This window comes from Deinococcus sp. Marseille-Q6407, assembly GCF_946848805.1.
In the GTDB taxonomy this organism is placed as follows: Bacteria; Deinococcota; Deinococci; order Deinococcales; family Deinococcaceae; genus Deinococcus.
Window position 1 is genome coordinate 342,501 of sequence record NZ_CAMPFU010000003.1, and the last position, 15,588, is coordinate 358,088.

The window sequence follows — 15,588 nt, forward strand, 5'->3', positions numbered from 1 at the left end:
TCGCCGGCTCATGCTTCAATAGGCACGCCATAACTCACATAAGGAGCCATGACTGCTTGTAAGCCCACGGTTTCAGGTTCTCTTTCACTCCTCTTCCGAGGTTCTTTTCACCTTTCCCTCACGGTACTATGCGCTATCGGTCACTGGGAGTATTTAGCCTTGCGCGGTGGTCCGCGCGGATTCAGTCATCGTTTCACGAACAACGACCTACTCAGGTGCCAGTACAGTCAGATCACTTTTCCCTTACAGGACTATCACCTTCTGTGGTGCCGCTTTCCAGCAGCTTCAGGTAAACGATCTGAATCTTAAAAACTGGTCCTACAACCCCGAAACGTAAACGTTTCGGTTTGGGCTCTTCCGGTTTCGCTCGCCGCTACTCACGGAATCGAATTCTCTTTCTCTTCCTTCAGGTACTGAGATGTTTCAGTTCCCTGAGTTCCCTCTTCTGCAAGCAGAAGTACCCTTGCGGGTGGGTTTCCCCATTCGGACATCCTGGGATCAACGCCTATCTCCGGCTCATCCAGGCTTTTCGCAGGTAATCGCGTCCTTCATCGGCTCCAGTGCCAAGGCATCCACCGTGGGCCCTTAGTATCTTGACCCATCAAGATTTCAAAACTTCATCTGCACCTTACAGGTGCGACTCGGTGTTTAAAACAGGATTAATGCTCTTGTTCTCGCATTGCTCTTCGTTTGTCATGCTGCCCGCCTCAACTGAGGCTCAGAAACTATACAAGTCCTACTCCAGTGTGTCAACCCCTATGGCAAAGGGCGCCGAGAAAACGACAAGAATGCCGACAGAAACGGGAAACTACTGAGTTTTGGCCTGAGCATAAGCCTGAAACTGTCGGTAATACTGCCGAGCCATCAGAGCCATCAACAGCAACAAGGACAGCAGAAAGAGCAGCTGCACCCAGCCAGCTTCATCCAACAGCAGAGTGTTAAAGGCAAAGTGCAGCAGAATGCTGAGCCCCAACCCCCATGAGCGCCACCAGCTGCGGCCAAACAGGTAATAGCGGCCCAGCGCGTACCCCTGTGGCGCACTGAACAGGGCATGGGCCAGCGTAGTAACCAGCATGTGCCAAGCCGCCACGCCGCTGCCAAAGCCCAGAGCGTAGGTGAGGTTCTCAGCGTATGCAAAGCCTAGCGCTGCCGTGACCGCGTAAACCAGACCATCCATCGGCTCGTCGAAAGCGGGTTCGGCCAGTGCACTTCCGGCAGCCACCAGCTTGAAGCCCTCTTCGGTAATCGCTGCCAGCAATGTCAGAAGCAGGGGCAAACTCCACCAGCGCTCGAAGCTGGCTTCGAAAGTGGCCGATATTAGCCAGGCAAAGACGCCCCAGCCGAAGGTCCGCGCCAGCAACCAGAGCGGTTCGGGGTGACGGTCATGCCGGATAAAGAACCAGAGCCATCCGGCGGTCAGCAGACTGCAGAGCGCCAGGGTCAGCCAGAGCTGGGTGAGGGTTTCACCCGTCATGGGCTGGTTCCTCTGCCCTCAGAGTAGTGGCTGGAAACGTTGCTCACGCCAGGCTTAGCGGCGACTGCGGCGTTCGGCGGCCTGCAGTGCCACTTCCAGGGCACCACGGCTGGCCAGCGGAGCAGAGGCCAGGTGGGTCAGGGCCAGCGCCAGAGCATCGGCGGCGTGGTTGTTTGCCAGCGCACGCAGCCCCAGATTGGCTTTGACCATATAGATGACCTGTGCCTTTTCGGCCCGGCCGGTACCCACTAAGGCTTTCTTGACCTGCATGGGGCCATAACCGTAGACCGGCAGCCCACGCTGCCCACAGGTGAGCTGCACCACGCCGTATGCCTGCCCCACCTTAAAGGCCACGTCTGCCTGACGGCGCAGAATCTGGTCTTCCATGGCAACGACGTCCGGCTGAAATTCATCCAATACAGCTGATACATGCTGATGCAGAGTCAGCAGGCGCTGGCCCATCTCCTGTGAGCTGGGGGTGGTCACGCACTCCTGATGCAGGCAGGCGGCGCGGCGAACATCTCCTTCCACCACGCCGAGGCCCAGATTCGCCAGTCCAGGGTCCACGCCCAGGACCCTCATGGGCATACGCCCAGTTCAAACACGCTCATAGACAAAGCATAGAGAGAAGGGCGGAACCCACAAGCAGACTCCGCCGCTGAGGGTCTCAGCTGTGGCAGGAGCCGCCTTCTCCTTCCGGGGCAGTGACGCCGTCGGTGCGGAAGGAGTGGCCGCAGCCGCAGGAGCTGGTGGCATTAGGGTTATGGACCGTAAAGCCGCCGCCCATCAGGTTCTCGACAAAGTCCACCTCGCTGCCGCGCAGCAGGGCCAGGCTGGCCTGATCTACCAGCAGCTTTACGCCACGGTCGTACACGATGGTGTCGCCCTCAAGTTCGCGGTCGTCAATGGCCATGCCGTACTGATAGCCGCTACACCCACCGCTCTTGATAAATACGCGCACCCCTGCGTCCGTCTTGCCGCTGCCGGCCAGAATGCTCTGGGCCTTCTGGGCACCGAAATCGCTGATGGTGATGGCCTTAGGCTCGGCGGGCTGGGTCGCCGCTGGAAACAGTTCTGCCGTCATGCGGGCAGCTTAGCACCGCTGGGGAAGCGGGAAACGCGGCCCCCATCGCAAAGCGTTGCACCGATAACTCTGGGTGAACTCTGGCTTTTTTGTCACATAACTTGAGTGAGGCTTTGATAGATTGCTCGGTATGAGTAACGCTTATGCTGAGTGGTTCGCCCAGGTTGAAAAGGACTACGGCGACCAGCTGTCCGAGATGACGCTGCCCGACGGCCTGCCCGAGCATCTGGCTGACCTGATGGAAGCCGGGGACCAGGAAGCCGTCCTATTCATGCTGAAAGTGGCCTGGCAGCTGGGCGCCCAGGCCGGGCTCTCGGCCGGAGTGCGGCTGGCCAAGCACGGTCAGCTGCCGCAGCGGGATACCAGCCCATCCAGCGGCCTGAAAGCCTGAGTCTCCCTCACCTCACTTTCCCCTTTTCCAGAACTGAAAACCGCCCGGCCCACTCGCAGCGGCTGCGGCGGTTTTCGGCTGCCGGGCCCTTTAGGGTGTCAGGGGACGGGGTTCACGCTACAATTTGAAACCATGGACGCCAAAGTCATCGTAGTGACCTCGGGCAAGGGGGGGGTCGGCAAGACCACCACCACCGCCAACATCGGTGCGGCCCTGGCCAAACAGGGCGAAAAGACCGCCGTTATCGACGTGGACGTGGGCCTGCGTAACCTGGACGTGGTGATGGGCCTGGAAAGCCGGGTGGTTTTTGACCTGATCGACGTGCTGGAAGGCAAGTGCAAACTGAACCAGGCGCTGATCCGCGACAAGCGGGTGGAAAACCTCTACCTGATGCCAGCCTCACAGACCCGCGACAAGGACGCGCTGGACCCGGAAGTGTTCAAGCAGGTGATTGACCGCCTGCTGAACGAGGAAGGCTTCGACCGGATTCTGGTGGACAGCCCGGCCGGGATCGAGTCCGGTTTCAAGACGGCCGCCGCGCCGGCGCAGGGCGCCCTGGTCGTGGTGAACCCGGAAGTCTCCAGCGTGCGTGACGCCGACCGGATCATCGGGCTGCTGGAAGCACACCAGGTGGGCGAAATCCGGCTGGTGATCAACCGCCTGCGGCCGGCCATGGTTGCCAGCGGCAACATGCTGAGCGAAGCCGATATGGTGAACATCCTCAACGTCAAGCCGATCGGCATCATTCCCGAAGATGACGGTATCATCGTTTCGACCAACGTGGGCGAGCCGGCGGTGCTGGGCACCTCCAAAGCGGGGCAGGCCTTTATGGACACGGCGCGGCGCATTCGCGGCGAGGACGTGCCCTTCCCGGTTTACGACGAGGAACCGGCCGGCGGCTTCTGGGCCAAATTGCGCCGGCTGCTGGGAGGCGGCTGATGTTCGGGTGGTTCAAGAGCCGCGAGGACCGCAGCAAGGAAGCCCTGCGCGACCGGCTGGAGCTGGTACTGGCCTATGACCGCGCCAACGTATCGCCGGGCAAAATCGACGCGCTGCGGGCCGACCTGCTGGAAGTGGTGCGCAAGCACTTCCCGGCCGGCGAAAGCTCGATTGAGGTGGAACAGATGGGCGACAAGATGGTGCTGTCGGCCAATATCCCGCTGGAAAGTGGCACCCGCCCCAGCCCCAAGCACACCTGAGGGCATCACACACAGCAGAGGCCACGCGCCAGTCTTACCAACCCAGTTCAACAAAGAGCAGCCTGCGCGGGCGCTGCTCTTTTTTTATGTTTCTTAGAGGTTTCCTGCCCAGTCCGGACCGCCGGGGCCAGCTCCGGGAGCAGGCTGACGATCAGACGTGTACCTGGGCCTTAGAGTAGAGGGTATGGATTACCGCAAACTGGGTAAGAGTGGTCTGAAGGTCTCGGAAGTGGCGCTGGGCGGCTGGGTGACCTACGGGCACAGCGTGCACGAGCAGCAGACGGTGCGCGACATCGTTCACCGGGCGTACGACTCGGGCGTCAACTTCTTTGACCAGGCCGACGTGTATGCCAAGGGCAAGAGCGAGGAGATGATGGGCGCCGTGCTGGGCGAACTGCCCCGCCACACCCTGGTGCTGTCCAGCAAGGTCTACTGGCCCATGAGCGACGACGTGAACGACCAGGGCCTCAGCCGTAAGCACGTGCTGGAAAGCATCGACAAGAGCCTGCAGCGCCTGGGCACCGATTACCTGGATATCTACTTCGCGCACCGCTACGACCCCAGCGTACCGATGGAAGAAATCGTGATGGCCTTTGACCAGGTGATCCGCGACGGCAAGGCCCTTTACTGGGGCACCTCGATGTGGCCGGCGGCCCGGATTGCGCAGGCGGTGGAATTTGCCCGCGCCCACGGCCTACACGCGCCGGTGGTGGAACAGCCTGAATACTCCATGATTGCCCGTGAGCGGGTGGAAAACGAAATCCTGCCCTACACCGAGGATGCCGGCGTGGGCCTGGTGGTGTGGAGCCCGCTGGCGATGGGCCTGCTGACCGGCAAGTACGACAACGGCGTGCCGGAAGGTGCCCGCCTGGGCGAGAACGAGAACTGGGCCAAGAAGTTCCTGACCGATGAAAACGTGCAGCGGGTGCGCGACCTCAAGCCCATCGCCGACGATCTGGGCCTGACCCGCGCCCAGCTGGCCCTGGCCTGGATTCTGCGGCAAAAGGGCGTCAGCAGCGTGATTACTGGCGCCACCAAGGTGAGCCAGATCGAGGACACCGTCAAGGCCGGCGGCGTGAAACTGAGTGCCGATGTGGTGGCCCGCATCGAAGATATTCTGGGTGGCAGCGCCCGCTGATAAGGCAACGCAATCTAGAAAACGGCCCGGAAGATTCTGCCTTCCGGGCCGTTTTCTAGAGCTTGGGCCGCCGGCATTTCCGGCAGCGGATATGTTCAGACGCCGAAGAATTCAGCGTTCTTGGCGATAAAAGGCGTTTCTTCTTCGGGCACGTCCTCTTCGGGGTAGATGGCGTTGACCGGGCAGGCGGGCACGCAGGCGCCGCAGTCGATGCATTCATCGGGGTGAATCAGGAACTGATCACCGCCGTCGTAGATGCACTCGACGGGGCAGACTTCGGTGCAGGCTTGGTCCTTGACACCGATGCAGGGGGAAGTGATGACGTGAGGCATAGGGGCAGTATGCCGCGCAGTTGATGAGATGACAAGGGCGGCCAGCCGGGGAGGAATGCTGTCCAGGCGCATTAAATCCCGACTTTGCTGGTCAGGATTACCGCAACACCAGCAAGCAGGCTGCCCCCGCCAGGGTCAGGCGCGGCGGGCCAGCTCAGCTTCGGCCAAGGCCAGGTCTGAGTCCTTGTCCACGTCGGTGCCCACGGCGGCGTGTGGGGTGATGATGGCCCGGGCTTCGACCCCCAGCAGGCGGCTGACCGCCTCCTCCAGCCGGCGCACCGTCAGCTGACCGGTCAGCAACCGCAGCAGGACCCCGGGACCGATCAAAGCTGCCAGTTTGAGCGGCGCTTTACGGGCGTCCAGCACCGCCCGCAGCTTGGGCAGGAAGCGCCCGACCAGCTGGGGATCAAACAGAAACAGGTTGCCGCCGGTAAAAGTGCCGTCTTTGACCCGCACGAAGGTGCGCTTGACGCCGGGATAGGCGGCCTCGCAGGCCTGACGCGGCACCACCGGATACAGCAGCCCCGCGCCGGGCAGGAGTGCGGCCTGGTCCAGCACATCGTTCAGCTGCGCGGGCGAGAGCATCGGAATGTCGGCGGTCAGGACCAGCGCCCGGCCGGCCTGATCCCCCAGCGCTTCCAGGCCAGACGAGAGATTATCAATCAGGCGGCCGGTGTCGGGCAGTTTCAAATCGATCAGGGCGTCCATCTCGGAGGTGGTCGGGCCGATGTAGGCGACCCGGCCCACCCGGCCACTATCCCGGACCGTCCGCAGCACGTGCAGCGCCATCGGCTCGCCGGCCACCGGCACCAGCGCCTTGACCGGCACCCCGTGGGCGGCGGCAAACGGGTCACCCGGATCACCCCCGCCGAGAATCAGGGCTTGGTACTGCGCGGAAGCGGAAGCGGTCATGGGGGACAGTGTAAAGGTCTGAAGCCAGAAGCCCCCTGCCCAGCAGGGACGGCACCTCAGCCCGGCCCGTTTCTTTCCAGCTCGTTTCTTTCCGGGTCTGGCGGCGGCGTGGCCGGCAGCACCAGCCGCGCCGTAAAGCCGGCGCCTTCTGTGCTTTGCAGTTCCAGGCGGCCACCGTGGACCTCGGCCGCCCGCTGCGCCAGCGCCAGCCCCAGCCCGTGTCCACCGCCCGCCGCCTGGCCCTGGCGGGAAGAATCGGGCCGGTAAAAAGCCTGCCCCAGCCGCGCCAGCACCTCGGGCGAGACGCCAGGGCCTTCGTCCTGCACGGTGATTCTGGCTTCGCCGTTCTCGCCTTCCAAGAGCACCTGCACCGGCGTGCCGCCACCATACTTCATGGCGTTGACCACCAGATTCCAGACCGCCTGCCCCAGCAGCACCGGGTCGCCCTCGGTCCAGAGGCCCCGGCCGCTGGGGGCCACCTGCAGGTCCACATCGGCCAGTTCGTCGAGTTCGCGGGCGCGGTCCACGGCGTCGGCCGCCAGCGGGTGCAGGGCCACCGGCTGCCGCGCAACCGACGAGGGGTCACGCGAGAGCAGCAGCAGGTGGGTGGTCAGGTCCGAGAGCCGCTCCAGATCGGTGCCGATTTCGCGCAGGTCCTGGCGGTAGCGCTCGGCGTCGCGGGGCCGGCTGAGACTGCCCTGCACCCGCGCCGTGAGGGCCGCCAGCGGAGAACGCAGGTCGTGCGCGGCGGCGCGGGCAAAGTCCTGCTCGCGCTCACGGGCTTCGGCCAGCTGCGCGAAGGTCCCTTGCAGGGCGCGGGCCAGCATGCCCAGTTCGTCGCCCTGCTCGGTGAGCGGCAGCGGGCGGCGCAGGTCACCGCTTTCGCCCACCTCGCGGGCAGCCACCTCCAATTGCCGCACCGGGGCCAGCAGCCGGCCCGACACGGTCCAGCCCACCACCAGCGCCAGCAGCAGCGCCAGCGGCAGCAGCATCCAAAAAGCCCGCTGAAAAGCCTTGTTGGCCCGGCCCAGCGACCCGGTATCGGTCATCACAGTCAGCAGCAGCGGGGGGCCGGAGGTCCGCAGTTCCCGCACCGCCACCAGCTTGTCCTGATTCTGAATCTGGTAGAGATTGACCGGCAGGTCCAGCGCCAGCCCTTTCGGGAAATGAGCGGTCTGGTTGTAGACCCACTGCCCGCTCACCTGCGCCGCCAGCCGCAGCTCCAGGTTCTGGGTCTGCACATTCTCGTTCGCAATCTGTGACAGGTCCAGCCACAACCACTGCATTCCCTCGGCGCCGCCGGCGCGGTCCACCTCGCGCTCGACCCGCGACTGCACGATCAATACACTGCTGAGCAGCTGTTCTTTTTCAGAGAGGTACAGAAATTGCCGCACCGTCAGGTAGATGCCCCCGGCCACCAGCATGGCAGCCAGCCCGGTGGCCAGCGCCGCCCAGAGGGTCAGGCGGGCGCGCAGGCTCAGGCGCATTTGTGGCATGGCTCCTGCACCCGGCGGCTCATGCCTCGACCCGGTACCCCCGCCCGCGCTCGGAGCGGATGGCTTCGGGGGCCAGCTTGCGGCGCACATAACGCACGTACACGTCCACAATGCGGGCTTCACCGTCGAAGTCGGCGCCCCAGACCCGGTCCAGCAGGTCCTCGCGGGTAAACCAGCGCTCCGGGGACAGCGTCAGCGCTTCAAGCAGAGCGTACTCGCGGCCGGTGACCGCCACCTCCTCGCCGTCCCAGGTCACGGTGCGGGCCACCGTATCCAGGGTGCCGCGCCCCTCACCGAAATGCAGCACCGGCGCACTCTGGCCGCGCTCGCGCCGGGTCAGGGCCCGCAGGGTCGCCAGCAGTTCGGGCATGGCGAACGGCTTGGTGAGATAAGCGTCACCGCCGATGTCCAGGCCGTGAACCCGGTCGGCCACCTCGGTGCGGGCGGTCAGGAACAGGATGGCGGTATCGAGCCCCGCTTCGCGCATCTGCGCCGCCACCCCGAAGCCGTCCAGCTCGCCAGGCACCATCACGTCGAGCACCGCCAGCGGATAGTCGCCCATCACTGCCGCTTCCAGGGCGTCGTCGCCGGTCTGCACCCAGGTCACGTCATAGCCGGCTTCGGCCAGGGCCTCACGGGTAGGCTCGGCGATGCGGGCGTCGTCTTCCAGCAGCAGCAGGCGCATGGGAGCAGTCTAGCGGGCCAGGCTAAGGGGCGGTTGGAACCGGGGGCCGGCTTGCTCCCCCGTCCCCCGGTTCCAACCGCCACACCGCCCAGCCACTACATCTCCCAAGCCACTACACTGAGGAGCGTGATTATCACGATTGACGGCGTAGCGGCAAGCGGCAAAAGCACGGTGGCATCGGGCGTGGCGCGCACTCTGGGCATCCCGTATATCAGCTCAGGACTGCTCTACCGCGCCGTGACGCTGTGCGGCCTGGAAGCTGCTCTGGAAGGCGGCGACCTACGGGTGCTGGAGCATTTGCAGGCCCAGCCACCGCGCCTGGACCCCCGCGCCGAGGGCAACCGGGTGTGGCGCGGAGAGCGGGAGCTGACCGAAGCCCTGCACGCCACCCGGGTGGACGAAGGGGTCAGTGCCTACGCCGCGCTGCCGGAAGTGCGGGCCTGGGTGGACGAACAGCTGCGGGCCCTGCCGGCGCCCTTCGTGGCCGAGGGCCGCGACATGGGCACCAACGTGTTTCCGCAGGCACAGGCCAAGTTCTACCTGACCGCGCACCCACGGGTGCGGGCCCAGCGACGCAGCGCCGAGCGCCCCGAGGAGCTGGACGCCATTGAAGCCGCACTGGTCGAGCGTGACGCCCGCGACGCGGCCCAGAGCGCCCCGGCGGCCGACGCCCTGATGATCGATACCGGCGAGCTGAGCGCGCAGCAGGTGATTGACCGGATCGTGGCCGAGGTCGAAAGCCGCCGGGCACGCGCCTGACACGCGGCCCGGCCCCGGCGCGGGTTTATTTGGCGGCGTCCACCACCCATTCACCCTGACGCATCAGGGGAACGCGCTCGCCGCCGGCGGTCAGGCCGTCCACATCCGAAGTGGGACTGCCGATCATCCAGTCCACGTGAATCAGCGAGCGGTTGCCGCCGGCCGCCGCCAACCGCTCGGCGTCGCCGCCGCCCTGCACGTTGGTGGGGTAGCAGCGGCCCATCGCAATGTGCGAGGCGGCATTCTCGTCAAACAGGGTCATGTTAAACAGGCTGCCGGTCTGGGCCACCGGCGCCGAGGCCGGTACCAGCGCCACTTCACCCAGGTGCGAGGCGCCCTCGTCGGTTTCAACCAGCTGGCGCAGGGTCTCTTCGCCGGTCTCGGCGCTGACTTCCACCGCTTTGCCGTCCTTGAAGGTCATGCGGATGCCACTGATCAGGGTGCCCCGGACCGAAAGCGGTTTGCTGGCCACGGCCACGCCGCTCACCCGGTCGCGGTGCGGCGCAGTAAAGACCTCGTCGGTGGGCATGTTGGGCACGGTGCGGTTGCCGGTGGGGCCGGTTAGGGCGCCGCCGTCCCAGACGTGGCCGTCGGCCAGGCCCACCGTCAGGTCGGTGCCTTCGGCGTTGCGAATATGCACCGCGCTGAACTGCTGCCCGTTGAGGTACGCGGTCAGGCGGGCCAGCCGGTCCACGTGCGCTTCCCAGGCCGCCACCGGGTCATCTTCGTTGATGCGCGAGACGGTAAAGATGTCTTCCCACAGCCGCGCCACGCCCTCAGCTTCCGGCAGGTCCGGGTACACGCTGCGGGCCCAGGCCGGGGTGCTCATCGCGCCGAGGGTCCAGTCGATCAGGTGGCCGCTCACGGCTGCCGAGACTTTTTCGCTCAACTGCGCGCCGCGCTTGGTGCGTTCGGCAATCAGGCTGCCGTCCACGCCCGAGAGCAGGTTGGGGTCGTCTCCGCGAATGCCGATGCGGGCGTAGCCGTCGTCCACCATCCGCTCGGCCTGCTCCATCGCCCAGTCGGGGATAAACAGCGCGGCCTCGCGGCTGCCTTCCACGTAGCGCAGCCGCTCTAACTGGTCATCGCGCCAGTCCACCCGCACGTCCAGCGCTCCGAGGCGGTAAGCCTCCTGCACGATCTCGCGCACCAGCGGCGCCGCTTCTATGGGCGCGTTGATCTGCAATTTGCCGCCGGGCTGCAGGCCAGCGCCGGTCTCCACCAGGACGCGGGCGTACTCGTGCAGCTTCTCTTCAAATGTTCTGGGCATACCCGCCAGCATAGCAAGGGAGCCTGGCCGGGCCGCTGCTGGGCCGGGGTCGGCAGGGCACCCGGGGAAAAGCCGGCGGCAACTTAAGGCTCGCCCAAAACCCGCCTCCCTCTCCGGGACGCTGCCCAGCCCTGTGGCGTCCTGTATGCTGAAGTGATGCCATACAAATCACGCTTGTTGTTGTGGACCTTAGGTCTCAGTCTGGGCAGTGCGGCGCTGGCCGGGGTGGCCGGCGGCGGGCAGCCTGCACCGCTGCCAGCGCCGGGCGGCCAGGTCGTCGTTCCGGCCCTGCCGCAGCGCAGCGCCCCGGCGGCACAGACCCCAGCCACTCCGGCTCCAGCTGCTCAGGCTCCAGCTGCTCAGGCTCCGGCCGCCACCGCGCCTTCCAAGATGCCCCCCCTGCGCGATGAACCGGGCACCCGCTCCGGCGAGGTGCAGCCGGGCAAGCCGCCCCGGGTCCAGCCGGTGCAACCCGGGCAGCCTGCGGCCCAGCCACAGAAGTCTGCCGCTCAGCCGGCGGGTCTGCCGGCCGGCGTGACTTTCGTGACCCAGGCCGAGGGCATTCAGGAATACCGCCTCAGCAATGGCCTGCGCGTGCTGCTGTTTCCCGACCCTTCAGCCGGCACCTTTACGCTGAACGTGACCTATCTGGTGGGCAGCGTGAACGAGAACTACGGCGAAACCGGCATGGCGCACCTGCTGGAACACCTGGTGTTCAAGGGCACGCCGACCAGCGGCAACATCATGGAAGCGCTGGGCAAGCGCGGCGCCGACTTCAACGGCACCACCAGCCTGGACCGCACCAACTACTTCGAGACGCTGACCAATACCGGCGACAATCTGGAATGGGCCGTGCGGATGGAAGCCGACCGGATGGTGAACTCGCGTATCAGCGGTGACGACCTGAAAACCGAGATGACGGTGGTCCGCAACGAGTTCGAGTCCGGCGAGAACAGCCCCATCGGCCTGACCCTCAAGGAAGTGCAGTCGGTGGCCTACGACTGGCACAATTACGGCAACTCCACCATCGGCAACCGCTCGGACGTGGAAAATGTGCCGATTGACCGCCTGCAGAACTTCTACCGCACCTATTACCAGCCCGACAACGCTGTGGTGACGCTGGCCGGCAACTTCGACCCGGCCCAGGCGCTGCCGCTGCTGGCCCGCGAGTTCGGTGCCATTCCTGCCCCGGCCCGCACCCTGCCGCCGCACTACACCCGCGAGCCGGCCCAGGACGGCGAACGCAACGTTACCGTGCGCCGCGCCGGCGATGTGCAGGCGCTGTTTGCGGCCTACCACGTACCCAGCGTGCGCCACCCCGACTATCCGGCGCTGCTGGTGCTGAACGAGCTGCTGGGCGACGAGCCCAGTGGCCGGCTGTACGCGGCTCTGGTCCAAAGTGGACAGGCCAGCACCGCGGCCACTTTTCCGCTGACCGGCGGCGAACCGGGCCTCTTGATCGGGCTGGCACTGCTGGATAAAGCGGGCAACCCGGATCAGGCCCAGACCACGCTGCTGAACACCCTGGAACAGGCCGGCGCGAAAGCCTTTACCGACGAGGAAGTGGCCCGCGCCAAGCAGCGGCTGGCGACCCAGCACCAGCAGCTGATGACCCAGCCGGCGCAGGTGGGCATTGCCCTGAGCGAGGCGATTGCCGCCGGTGACTGGCGCCTGCTGCTAGAACGGCGCGACGCTGTCACCAAGGTCACGGCCGCCGACGTGCAGCGGGTGGCCCGCACCTACCTCAAGTCCAGCAACCGCACCCTGGGCCGCTTTGTGCCCACCCCGCAGCCTGACCGGGTGGAGATTGCTCCGGCGCCCAGCGCTCAGGAACTGCTGCGCGACTTCGTGGGCGGCGAGGCACTGAACGCCGGCGAGCAGCTGGACGTGACCCCGGCCGCCCTGGAAAAGCGGGTCATCCGCGAGCAGATTGGCGGCGCGTCCGTGGCCCTGCTGCCCAAGGACACCCGTGGTGACCGGGTGCAGCTGATGCTGTCGCTGGACTACGGCAACCCCGAAACCGTGCGCAAGGCCGGCGCCGCTCCCGATTTCCTGAGCGACCTGCTGACCCGTGGCAGCCGTGACCTGACCCGCCAGCAGCTGCGCGACCGTCTAGAAGCCCTCAACGCCAACCTGAGCGTGTCGGGCGGCGCCGAAAACCTGGTGGTCAACCTGAACACCGACCGCCAGCACCTGCCCGAAGCGCTGGAGCTGCTGCGGCGGGTGCTGCGCGAGCCGACCTTCCCCGAAAGCGAGTTCAAGGAACTCCAGACCCAGGCGCTGACGGGCCTGGAAAACGGGCGCGGCGACCCCGGTAGCGTGGCGGGCCGTGAACTGGGCCGCATCTTCATGCCGGAAGGCACCCGGCGCGGTGACCTGTTCTACGCGCCCACCCTGGACGAGGAACTGGAAGACGTGCGGGCCGTGACTGCCAGGGACGTGCGCGACTACTACACCTCCGTGGTGGGCGCCGGACGGGCGCAGCTGAGCGTGGTGGGCGACTTTGATCCCCAGACGGTCCGGGTGGCCGTGCCGGGGCTGCTGGGGGGCTGGGCCAGCCCGGCGCCGTACCAGCGCATCGTGCCGCCGCTGACCCGGCCGGCCGGCACGGCCCGCACCATCAACCTGCCTGACAAGGCCAACGCCGTGTATCTGTCCATGCAGAGCTTCGCCCTGCGCGACGACCAGCCCGACGCTGCCGCCTTGGAAGTCGCCATGCGGGTGTTCGGCGGCGGCACCGATTCAAGGCTGTGGAACCGGGTGCGCCAGCGCGAGGGCTACAGCTACGGCGTGGGCGCCGGCACCCTGGTGTCCAGCCGTGACGAGCAGGGTGCCCTGACCGCCTACGCCATTTACAACCCCGGCGTGCGCGAGAAACTCTCGGCCGCCATCCAGGAAGAATTCCGCCGGGTGGCCACCGATGGCTTCACCGAGGCCGAGATCAACAACGCCAAGGCCGGCCTGCTGGAAGAAACCCGCACGGCATACAGCAACGACGCCAGCCTGGCCGGCGTGCTGCTGAGCCAGGCCGACCTGGGCCGCACCTTCGCCTTCAGCCAGGACTGGGAAAAGCGGATTGCCGCCGTCACCCCTGCGCAAGCGCAGGCCGCGTTCGTGAAGTACATCAACCCGGAGAACCTGGTCGTGATTCAGGCCGGTAGCTTCGAGAAGTAAAGCGCAAAAAGAACAGGGCAGAAGGCTGGGGAATGTCTCGCCTTCTGCCTTATTCTTTTTGCTTTTTGCTCCGGTTACGCCAGTTCGTCCAGCGCCACGTAATATTCCAGCTTGCCCTCGTCCACCAGGTCGCGGCCGTAGGTGTCCAGGAAAGGGTCCACCCATTTCGCGCCCAGGTTGCGGCGGATGGACCGCGAGGCCAGCGCCAAGTCCGCGTGGCGGTCGGCCAGCCCGGCGCGGCCCACGTCCACCAAACCTTCCACATACTCGCCCTGCACGATGAAATTGGGCAGGCAGGCATCCCCGTGCGTGACCACCACGTCCTCGGTCTGGGGGCGGTTGCGGACCAGCCACACCAGCAGGTCCACCGCCGACTGGACCTGACGCTCCGGGTCAAAGTCGGAGCCGTCGATCAGCCCCGCTTCCACCCGCTCACGTGCCAGGCGCAGGCTGACCGGCAGGGTCATGGTAAAAGGGCAATCACGGGCCGGCAGGCTGTGCAGGCCCCGCAGCGCCCGCGCCAGCAGGCTGGCCATCCGCTCGGCGTGCAGCGTGGCGTCGGGGTGGCTCATGGGAATGCCGGGAACCCGCTCCATCGCCAGATACTCGTGGGTGCTGTCGGCCCAGTAGCCCAGCACCGCCGGCACCGGCACCCGCCCGGCCAGCCAGCGCAGCCGCTCGCGCTCGTCGGCCAGCGCGGTCAGGGCCGGGTGCAGATGCGGCTGGATTTTCAGGACATGCCGGGTGGAGCGCCAGACCTCCGCCTGCGACTCGCCCAGCGCCACCGGCTCCCAGCGGGCAGCCGGCAAGATACGGCTGAAGGCGGCGGGAACCTGGGGACCGGCGGCAGTGTCGGGCATGTGGGGCAGTGTAGCGCCGCTGCCGCGCCGTGGCCCCCAGCCTCAGAGCGGCGCGGCGGCGATGCCGGGGTTGGCATTCTGGTCGGCCCAGAGGTAGCGGGCCGCCAGGGTGCGGTAGGGCGCCCAGCCCTGCACCACGGCCGCATGGTCTTGGCCAGGGTAGTGGCGCTCCAGGCCCTTGCGCAGCGCCAGGTCGCCAAAACTGAACACGTCGGGGTGGGCCAGCGCGAACATCATGAACATCTCGGCCGTCCAGCGGCCCACCCCGCGCAGAGGCAGCAGTTCGGCCATCAGCTGTTCGTCGCTGTGCCCGGCCAGAGCGGCGAAATCCACCTGGCCCTCGGCGCTGGCCCGCGCAATGTCCTGCACCGAAGCCACCTTGGCCCAGGACAGCCCCAGCGCCCGCAGCTCGTCCGGCGAGGCGGCCAGCAGGCTGGCGGCGTCCACCACGCCCAGCCGCTCTTCCAGCCGGGTATAGATACTGCGGGCCGCCTTGACACTCAGCTGCTGGCCCACCACCGACCGAATCAGCCGGGCAAAAGGGTCACTGACCGGCGCCAGCACCAGCAGATCACCGTGCTCCGCGATCAGAGCGGCCATTACCGGATCACGGCCCAGATGTTGCAGGGCAGCGCAGTGGTCGGTCAGGGGCACACTCATGCCGCCCAGCTTAAAGGAAAAACAGCCGCCAGAGCGCCAGACTGATAGGTGATCTCCAGCTGAAACAGTATAAAGATGAAGAAAAATTAAAGCGGCCTTCATACTGCGGAGGAGTCACTATTTTGCTGGGTCAAACTTTTCTAAAGTGGAGCAT

16 protein-coding genes and 1 rRNA gene (1 of these 17 cut by a window edge) are annotated in these 15,588 nt (G+C 65.9%); 6 read left to right on the forward strand and 11 right to left on the reverse strand.

Going from position 1 to position 15,588, the window contains the following annotated elements:
- The 4 genes from OCI36_RS08805 to OCI36_RS08820 all read right to left on the reverse strand — a co-directional run.
- Window positions 1–599: ribosomal RNA gene (locus OCI36_RS08805) — 23S ribosomal RNA — on the reverse strand (it extends 2,279 nt beyond the left edge of the window).
- A 209-nt stretch (window positions 600–808) separates the two neighbouring features.
- Window positions 809–1,474, reverse strand: coding sequence for a PrsW family intramembrane metalloprotease (locus OCI36_RS08810; RefSeq protein WP_261664705.1), 666 nt, complete (start codon window positions 1,472–1,474; stop codon window positions 809–811).
- Between the two features lie 54 nt (window positions 1,475–1,528).
- The gene (gene ruvC / locus OCI36_RS08815) at window positions 1,529–2,056 is read right to left on the reverse strand and encodes a crossover junction endodeoxyribonuclease RuvC (protein WP_261664897.1); all 528 of its coding nucleotides are present in this window, start codon (window positions 2,054–2,056) and stop codon (window positions 1,529–1,531) included.
- An 85-nt stretch (window positions 2,057–2,141) separates the two neighbouring features.
- The gene (locus tag OCI36_RS08820; protein WP_261664706.1) at window positions 2,142–2,558 is read right to left on the reverse strand and encodes a HesB/IscA family protein; all 417 of its coding nucleotides are present in this window, start codon (window positions 2,556–2,558) and stop codon (window positions 2,142–2,144) included.
- Window positions 2,559–2,688: 130 nt separating this feature from the next.
- Between OCI36_RS08820 and OCI36_RS08825 the strand changes: the two genes are divergently transcribed.
- The 4 genes from OCI36_RS08825 (at window position 2,689) to OCI36_RS08840 (ending at window position 5,286) form a co-directional block, all read left to right on the forward strand.
- A complete protein-coding gene (locus OCI36_RS08825; RefSeq protein ID WP_261664707.1) occupies window positions 2,689–2,949 on the forward strand; it encodes a DdrH in 261 nt (86 codons plus the stop codon).
- Window positions 2,950–3,081: 132 nt separating this feature from the next.
- Complete coding sequence (gene minD / locus OCI36_RS08830) at window positions 3,082–3,888, forward strand: septum site-determining protein MinD (RefSeq protein WP_261664708.1); 807 nt, start codon at window positions 3,082–3,084, stop codon at window positions 3,886–3,888.
- A complete protein-coding gene (minE, locus tag OCI36_RS08835) occupies window positions 3,888–4,148 on the forward strand; it encodes a cell division topological specificity factor MinE (RefSeq protein ID WP_261664709.1) in 261 nt (86 codons plus the stop codon). Before minD ends, minE begins: the two co-directional genes overlap by 1 nt.
- Before the next feature lie 184 nt (window positions 4,149–4,332).
- On the forward strand, window positions 4,333–5,286 hold the full coding sequence (locus OCI36_RS08840; RefSeq protein WP_261664710.1) for an aldo/keto reductase family protein: 954 nt from the start codon (window positions 4,333–4,335) through the stop codon (window positions 5,284–5,286).
- A gap of 95 nt (window positions 5,287–5,381) precedes the next feature.
- Here OCI36_RS08840 and OCI36_RS08845 read toward each other — a convergent pair whose 3' ends face one another.
- From OCI36_RS08845 to OCI36_RS08860, 4 genes are all read right to left on the reverse strand, one after another.
- Complete coding sequence (locus OCI36_RS08845) at window positions 5,382–5,618, reverse strand: ferredoxin (protein ID WP_261664711.1); 237 nt, start codon at window positions 5,616–5,618, stop codon at window positions 5,382–5,384.
- A 135-nt stretch (window positions 5,619–5,753) separates the two neighbouring features.
- A complete protein-coding gene (locus tag OCI36_RS08850; RefSeq protein WP_261664712.1) occupies window positions 5,754–6,530 on the reverse strand; it encodes an NTP transferase domain-containing protein in 777 nt (258 codons plus the stop codon).
- A 56-nt stretch (window positions 6,531–6,586) separates the two neighbouring features.
- The gene (locus OCI36_RS08855) at window positions 6,587–8,026 is read right to left on the reverse strand and encodes a HAMP domain-containing sensor histidine kinase (RefSeq protein ID WP_315941267.1); all 1,440 of its coding nucleotides are present in this window, start codon (window positions 8,024–8,026) and stop codon (window positions 6,587–6,589) included.
- A 19-nt stretch (window positions 8,027–8,045) separates the two neighbouring features.
- Window positions 8,046–8,711 (reverse strand): response regulator transcription factor, encoded by a 666-nt coding sequence (locus OCI36_RS08860; RefSeq protein WP_261664713.1) that lies wholly within the window; start codon window positions 8,709–8,711, stop codon window positions 8,046–8,048.
- 126 nt (window positions 8,712–8,837) lie between these two features.
- Here OCI36_RS08860 and cmk point away from each other — a divergent pair, with 126 nt between their 5' ends.
- Window positions 8,838–9,470: a (d)CMP kinase gene (gene cmk, locus OCI36_RS08865; RefSeq protein ID WP_261664714.1), complete on the forward strand. Its 633-nt coding sequence runs from the start codon at window positions 8,838–8,840 to the stop codon at window positions 9,468–9,470.
- 25 nt (window positions 9,471–9,495) lie between these two features.
- Here the strand turns inward: cmk and OCI36_RS08870 are convergent, their stop codons facing one another.
- Entirely contained in the window at window positions 9,496–10,740 is a 1,245-nt protein-coding gene (locus OCI36_RS08870; RefSeq protein ID WP_261664715.1) for an aminopeptidase, read from the reverse strand.
- 156 nt (window positions 10,741–10,896) lie between these two features.
- On the opposite strand from OCI36_RS08870, the gene OCI36_RS08875 reads away from it, so the two are divergent.
- Entirely contained in the window at window positions 10,897–13,914 is a 3,018-nt protein-coding gene (locus OCI36_RS08875; RefSeq protein ID WP_261664716.1) for a M16 family metallopeptidase, read from the forward strand.
- A 74-nt stretch (window positions 13,915–13,988) separates the two neighbouring features.
- Here OCI36_RS08875 and OCI36_RS08880 read toward each other — a convergent pair whose 3' ends face one another.
- Together OCI36_RS08880 and OCI36_RS08885 are read right to left on the reverse strand one after the other, a co-directional pair.
- Window positions 13,989–14,774, reverse strand: a complete 786-nt coding sequence (locus OCI36_RS08880; protein WP_261664717.1) for an APH(3') family aminoglycoside O-phosphotransferase — start codon at window positions 14,772–14,774, stop codon at window positions 13,989–13,991.
- Window positions 14,775–14,816: 42 nt separating this feature from the next.
- The gene (locus OCI36_RS08885; RefSeq protein ID WP_261664718.1) at window positions 14,817–15,434 is read right to left on the reverse strand and encodes a DNA-3-methyladenine glycosylase family protein; all 618 of its coding nucleotides are present in this window, start codon (window positions 15,432–15,434) and stop codon (window positions 14,817–14,819) included.
- Window positions 15,435–15,588 lie beyond the last annotated feature (154 nt).